Raw genomic sequence first — 6,629 nt, forward strand, 5'->3', positions numbered from 1 at the left:
GGACGCTATTTGGGGTCGCGCGGGGAGGGTGCCCAACGCGCCGTTACTGACCCCGAAGGGGTGGATCCGCCGTACGGGGGACGGGCCATCCGGCCCTGAATGGCGCCCTCCGGAAGACATCTGACGGCCCCTGACCCGGGCCGTCGCGGGGCGGGGGTTAGCGTGGCCCGATGCCGTACTTCGACACCGCGTCCGCCGCCCCGTTGCACCCCGTGGCCCGACAGGCCCTGCAGGCCGCCCTGGACGAGGGCTGGGCGGACCCGGCCCGGCTGTACCGGGAGGGCCGGCGCGCGCGACTGTTGCTGGACGCGGCGCGCGAGGCGGCGGCCGAGGCCGTGGGCTGCCGTCCCGACGAGCTCGTGTTCACTCCTTCGGGGACGCACGCGGTTCACACGGGTGTCGCGGGCGCCCTCGCGGGGCGTCGACGGGTCGGAAACCATCTGGTCGTATCGGCGGTCGAACACAGTTCTGTCCTGCACGCGGCGGACGCGCACGCCGCGGCCGGGGGCTCGGTGACGGAGGTCGCGGTGGACCGGCTCGGCGCGGTCGGCCCCGACGCGTACGCGGCCGCGCTGACCCCCGGCACCGCGCTGGCCTGCCTCCAGTCGGCCAACCACGAGGTCGGCACCGTCCAGCCGGTGGCCCGGACGGCCGAGGCCTGCGCGGCGGCCGGGGTGCCGCTGCTGGTGGACGCGGCGCAGTCGCTGGGCTGGGGCCCGGTCGAGGGGGCGTGGTCGCTGCTCGCGGCGAGCGCGCACAAGTGGGGCGGGCCGCCCGGGGTGGGGCTGCTGGCGGTCCGCAAGGGGGTCCGCTTCTCCTCCCACGGCCCCGCCGACGAACGGGAGTCGGGCCGCTCCCCCGGCTTCGCGAACCTGCCGGCGATCGTCGCGGCGGCGGCCTCGCTGCGGGCCGTGCGGGCGGAGGCCGAGGCGGAGGGGGCGCGGCTGCGGATCCTGGTGGACCGGATCCGGCGGCGGGTGGCCCGGCTGGTCCCGGACGTGGAGGTGGTGGGCGACGCCGAGCGCCGGCTCCCGCACCTGGTCACCTTCTCCTGCCTGTACGTCGACGGCGAGACCCTGTTGCACGAGCTGGACCGGGCCGGCTTCTCGGTGTCGTCCGGCTCCTCCTGCACCAGCTCCACGCTGACCCCCAGTCACGTGCTGCGGGCGATGGGGGTGCTGTCGGAGGGGAACGTACGGGTGTCCCTGCCGCCGGGCACCACCGCCGATCAGGTCAACGGCTTCCTGGAGGTGTTGCCGGGCGCGGTGGCCGGCGTACGGGAGAAGCTCGGCGTGTCGCAGGCGCCGGCCGCGGCGCCCGTCGCGGAGTCCGTGGAGGTGGACGCCCTGGGGTTGCGGTGTCCGCAGCCGGTGATCGAGCTGGCCCGGGCGATCGGCACCGTCCAGGTCGGGGGGACGGTGACCGTCCTGTCCGACGACGAGGTCGCGCGCCTGGACGTCCCCGCCTGGTGCGTGATGCGGGGGCACGCGTACCTCGGTGAGGCGGACCGGCCGGCGGGCGTGGCGTACACGGTGCGCCGGCTGGTCTGAGCCGGACCGGGCGCTCCCGGCCCGCGACGCGCGACGGCCCCGGCCCGCCGGGGAGGCGGGTCGGGGCCGGGGTGGTGCGTCCGCGTGGGGTGCGTCCGCGTCAGGAGGCGAGGTGGGCGCGGACCTCGGAGGCCGCGTCGTCGCCGTACGCCTTGGTGAAGCGCTCCATGAAGTGCGCCCGGGCCAGGGTGTACTCCTGGGTGCCCAGCGTCTCGATGACGAGGGTGGCCAGCATGCAGCCGACCTGCGCGGCCCGCTCCAGGCCGACGCCCCAGCCGAGGCCGGTCAGGAAGCCCGCGCGGAACGCGTCGCCGACGCCGGTCGGGTCGACCTTCGCGGTCTCCTCGGCGCAGCCGACGACGATCGGCTCCTCACCGGCCCGCTCGATGCGCACGCCCCGCGCGCCGAGGGTGGTGACGCGGGTGCCGACCTTGGCGAGGATCTCCTCGTCGCTCCAGCCGGACTTCGACTCGATGAGGCCCTTCTCGTACTCGTTCGAGAAGAGGTACGTCGCCCCCTCCATCAGGGTGCGGATGTTGTCGCCGTCCATGCGGGCGATCTGCTGCGAGAAGTCCGCGGCGAAGGGGATCCCGCGGGTGCGGCACTCCTCCGTGTGGCGGAGCATTGCCTCGGGGTCGTCGGCGCCGATGAGGACGAGGTCGAGACCGCCCACCCGGTCGGCGACGGCCTTCAGCTCGATCTGCCGGGCCTCGCTCATGGCGCCGGTGTAGAAGGAGCCGATCTGGTTGTGGTCCGCGTCGGTGGTGCAGACGAAGCGGGCGGTGTGCAGCACCTCGGAGATGCGTACGGAGTCGGTGTCGACGCCGTGCCGCTCCAGCCAGGCGCGGTACTCGTCGAAGTCCGAGCCGGCTGCGCCGACGAGGATCGGGCGGGTGCCGAGCTGACCCATGCCGAAGCAGATGTTCGGGCCGACTCCGCCTCTCCGGACATCGAGGTTGTCGACGAGGAAGGAGAGGGAGACCGTGTGGAGCTGGTCCGCGACCAGCTGGTCCGCGAAACGGCCCGGGAAGGTCATGAGGTGGTCGGTGGCGATGGAGCCGGTGACTGCGATGCGCACGGCGTGGACGCTCCTGCGGAGGACGGCAAGGGGACAGTCAAAACTACCCGGTCGCGGCCCTGCGGCCGACCGGCAGAAACTACCCCGTAGTAGGACTTCCTTCGCTCGTCGTGGCGTGCTTAACGTGCCCCCATGACCTACACCGATGGCTTCGGGCACGTCGAGTACGCCGCGAACGCGCGGCCCGGCTTCGCACGGCTGCTGGGCGACTGCGCCCGGATGGCCCCGCACTGGACGGTCCCGGAGGGGCCCCGGCCGGTCCGGGTGGCGCCCTCGCAGATCCACGGCGTCAGCGTGCCGCCGGACTCGGCCCGGCTGATCGCCTCCACGGCGGCGTACGGGGACTGAGTTCCACCCTCGGGAAGTCCCGGGGGAACCGGTTCCGGCGCTGCCACGTCACACCCGCATCACGTACCGCGGGACGGGCGAAGGAGCGAATCGGTGACCAGCGAACAACCCGACACATCAAGCGCCACACGACGGCGGCCGTCCTGGGCCATCGGCTCGATCGCGGCGGCCGTCCTGCTGGCCGGCGGCGGCACGGCCTACTGGGCCTCCACCGCCCACGGCGGCGGTACGGATGGCGGCCGTACGGGTGACAGGGCGGCCTCCGCGCCCCGCGAGGCGGCGGGAACGGGGGCGCCGACGGGACCCGGCATCGCCCCCGGGGAGCCGGACCCCGCCGGCTCCGGGGTGACCTACACGGCGGACGTGCCGCTGCCGGAGGCGCCGGCTTCGGCGCCCGCCTTCGCGGCGTCCGGCGAGGTGACCTCCGACGAGGTGACCCGGCTCGCGAAGGCCCTGGGCATCGAGGGCGCGCCCCGACTCGTCGGTGACGTCTGGCAGGTGGGCGAGGGCGCCGACGGCTCGGGGCCCCGACTCACGGTGACCCGTCAGGCCCCCGGCACCTGGAGCTTCTCCCGGTTCCAAGGCGTCCCGGGCACGGGTGACGGCACGGGCAACGGCGCGGGCGACGACTGCGTGCGGGGCAAGGACACCTGCGGCCCGGCGACCCTGCCGCGGGGCGGGGCGGACTCCCCCGTCGCGCCGGGTGGCGGAGCGGCCACGCCGGTGTCCGAGGAGGCGGCCAGGGCCGCCGCGGCGCCGGTGCTCGCGGCCGCGGGTCAGGGTGACGCCAAGGTGGACGCCCGGCTCGTCCAGGGCGCGGTCCGGGTGGTGAGCGCCGACCCGCTGGTGGGCGGCCTGGCCACCCAGGGCTGGTCCAGCAAGGTGAGCGTGGGCGCGGACTCCCGCGTGGTGGCCGGCAGCGGTGAGCTGAAGGCCCCGGTCCGGTCCGGGGAGCGGCCCGTGGTCGGCGCCGTCGAGGCACTGGCGCGGCTCAACGCCCGCAACACCGGCGACGGCACGGGACCGAACCCGAGCGGCTGCGCGACCTCGGTCCCGCTGACCCCGGACACGCCCGTGGGGGCCACGGACACGGTGCCGTGCAACCCGGAGCCGCGTCCGATGAAGCCGCCGCGGACGGAGTCCGTACGGGGAGCCGTGCTCGGCCTGGCGCCGGGGACGGTCGACGGCGGCCGGGGCCTGGTGCCGGCCTGGCTGTTCGAGGTGGCGGGCAAGTCCGGCGGAGCGGGCCACACCGTGGTGGAGCCGGCCGCCGCCGAGGGCGGCGGGACCCCGGTGCCCCCGCAGGGTCGTACCGTGCCCGGGTTCTCGTACGCCGAGGCCGACCGGAAGCTGACCGTGAACTTCTGGGGCGGGGCGTGCAGCACCTACGCCGTGGAGGCGCGGGAGGAGGGCACCTCGGTGCTGGTGAAGATCACCGACACCCCGAACAAGCCGGGCGGAGCCTGCATCATGATCGCGCAGGAGATGTCCGAGACGGTGACGCTCAAGCAGCCGCTCGGCGACCGCAAGGTGGTCGACGCGACGACGGGCAAACCGCTCCCCCGCCAGTAACGGCTCCGGAAGAACGCGCGAGGGCCCGGGTCCCGGTCGGATGCGACCGGGACCCGGGCCCTCGTCTGCTCTCGGCTCTACCGGCCGGGCCGGCGCGGCCGGACTAGCTGAACGAGTCGCCGCAGGCGCAGGAGCCGGTGGCGTTCGGGTTGTCGATGGTGAAGCCCTGCTTCTCGATGGTGTCGACGAAGTCGATCGAGGCGCCGTGCAGGTACGGGGAGCTCATCCGGTCGGTGACGACCTTGACCCCGTCGAAGTCCTTGACGACGTCACCGTCGAGGGAACGCTCGTCGAAGAAGAGCTGGTAGCGCAGGCCGGAGCAGCCACCGGGCTGGACGGCGACGCGCAGCGCCAGGTCCTCGCGGCCTTCCTGCTCCAGCAGGGTCCTGACCTTCTCGGCGGCGGCGTCGGACAGGAGGATGCCGTCGCTCACAGTGGTCTTGTCGTCCTGTACGGACATCTGCATTCACTCCCGAAGTGGGCGGCTCCCCGCCGGAGGCTGGGGAAACGTCGGACTCTTGCCGTCGGTGGCAACCAGCGGGACCACGGATTCATTCCGGGTCCTGCCTTCTTGTCTCAGACATTCATGCTCGCACACCCACGCGGGCGGGTGGGCGGAGCCGGCCGACCGGGCCGGCGGCTGGACGGCCCCGGCGGCGAATGCGTCACATCGACACTATCGGCATCGTCAAAGTGACATGAAGCGGTTATGATAGATAACGTCAAATAGACGAGAAGTCGTACGAAGTTGCCGACCGAAGTTCCCCGTCGCAGAACAGAAAGGGTGCGTGTCGTGACCACCGCCCAGCCCTTGGACGTCCAGCCGACGCCTCTTGCCCTGCTGCTGCTCGGCCGCGAGGCCGACCCCAAGAGCGAGCGCGGGGTGGAGTGCCCCGGCGACCTGCCCTCCCCGTCGGACCCGAACCTCGTGGCGCGCGCCCGCGCGGCCAAGGAGAAGCTCGGGGACAAGGTGTTCATCCTCGGCCACCACTACCAGCGTGACGAGGTCATCGAGTTCGCCGACGTCACCGGCGACTCCTTCAAGCTGGCCAAGGACGCCGCCGCCAAGCCGGAGGCCGAGTACATCGTCTTCTGCGGCGTCCACTTCATGGCCGAGTCGGCCGACATCCTGACCTCCGACGACCAGAAGGTCGTCCTGCCGGACCTCGCGGCGGGCTGTTCGATGGCCGACATGGCCACCGCCGAGCAGGTCGCGGAGTGCTGGGACGTCCTGACGGACGCGGGCATCGCCGATGTCACCGTCCCCGTCTCGTACATGAACTCGTCCGCCGACATCAAGGCGTTCACCGGCAAGCACGGCGGCACGATCTGCACGTCGTCCAACGCCAAGAAGGCCCTGGACTGGGCGTTCGAGCAGGGTGAGAAGATCCTCTTCCTGCCGGACCAGCACCTCGGCCGCAACACCGCCGTCCGCGACATGGGCATGTCCCTCGACGACTGCGTGCTCTACAACCCGCACAAGCCGAACGGCGGCCTGACCGTCCAGCAGCTGCGCGACGCCAAGATGATCCTGTGGCGCGGTCACTGCTCGGTGCACGGCCGGTTCTCGGTGGACTCCGTCAACGACGTGCGCGCCCGTATCCCCGGCGTGAACGTCCTGGTGCACCCCGAGTGCAAGCACGAGGTCGTGGCGGCGGCGGACTACGTCGGGTCGACCGAGTACATCATCAAGGCGCTGGAGGCGGCCCCGGCCGGCTCCAAGTGGGCCATCGGGACCGAGCTGAACCTGGTCCGCCGCCTGGCGAATCGTTTCGCTGCGGAGGACAAGGAGGTCGTCTTCCTCGACAAGACGGTCTGCTTCTGCTCCACGATGAACCGCATCGACCTCCCCCACCTGGTGTGGACCCTGGAGTCCCTGGCCGAGGGCAACCTCGTCAACCGGATCCAGGTCGACAAGGAGACGGAGAGCTTCGCCAAGCTCGCCCTGGAGCGGATGCTGGCCCTGCCGTAGCGGCCGGGCCGCCGGCGCGGGGGGGGGGGCGGGGGGGCCCGGCGCGGGGCGGGGCCCCCCGCGCCGGCGGCCGGCGCCGGGGGCGGCCGCGCGGCGGCGCCCCCCCGCC

At 73.2% G+C, this 6,629-nt stretch carries 6 protein-coding genes; 4 read left to right on the forward strand and 2 right to left on the reverse strand.

Annotated elements, in window-relative coordinates:
- The first annotated feature begins 170 nt into the window (after positions 1-170).
- Complete coding sequence (locus AB0D46_RS22080; RefSeq protein WP_362879768.1) at positions 171-1,550, forward strand: aminotransferase class V-fold PLP-dependent enzyme; 1,380 nt, start codon at positions 171-173, stop codon at positions 1,548-1,550.
- 100 nt (positions 1,551-1,650) lie between these two features.
- Here the strand turns inward: AB0D46_RS22080 and AB0D46_RS22085 are convergent, their stop codons facing one another.
- On the reverse strand, positions 1,651-2,628 hold the full coding sequence (locus AB0D46_RS22085) for a carbohydrate kinase family protein (protein ID WP_362879769.1): 978 nt from the start codon (positions 2,626-2,628) through the stop codon (positions 1,651-1,653).
- Positions 2,629-2,760: 132 nt separating this feature from the next.
- On the opposite strand from AB0D46_RS22085, the gene AB0D46_RS22090 reads away from it, so the two are divergent.
- Positions 2,761-2,976, forward strand: coding sequence for a hypothetical protein (locus AB0D46_RS22090; protein WP_362879771.1), 216 nt, complete (start codon positions 2,761-2,763; stop codon positions 2,974-2,976).
- A gap of 93 nt (positions 2,977-3,069) precedes the next feature.
- The gene (locus tag AB0D46_RS22095) at positions 3,070-4,548 is read left to right on the forward strand and encodes a hypothetical protein (RefSeq protein ID WP_362879772.1); all 1,479 of its coding nucleotides are present in this window, start codon (positions 3,070-3,072) and stop codon (positions 4,546-4,548) included.
- 103 nt (positions 4,549-4,651) lie between these two features.
- Here the strand turns inward: AB0D46_RS22095 and erpA are convergent, their stop codons facing one another.
- The gene (erpA, locus tag AB0D46_RS22100) at positions 4,652-5,008 is read right to left on the reverse strand and encodes an iron-sulfur cluster insertion protein ErpA (protein WP_008738845.1); all 357 of its coding nucleotides are present in this window, start codon (positions 5,006-5,008) and stop codon (positions 4,652-4,654) included.
- Positions 5,009-5,332: 324 nt separating this feature from the next.
- Between erpA and nadA the strand changes: the two genes are divergently transcribed.
- Complete coding sequence (gene nadA / locus AB0D46_RS22105) at positions 5,333-6,520, forward strand: quinolinate synthase NadA (RefSeq protein WP_362879773.1); 1,188 nt, start codon at positions 5,333-5,335, stop codon at positions 6,518-6,520.
- Positions 6,521-6,629 lie beyond the last annotated feature (109 nt).

The sequence above is a fragment of the Streptomyces sp. NPDC048383 genome (assembly GCF_040651775.1).
Classification (GTDB): domain Bacteria; phylum Actinomycetota; class Actinomycetes; order Streptomycetales; family Streptomycetaceae; genus Streptomyces.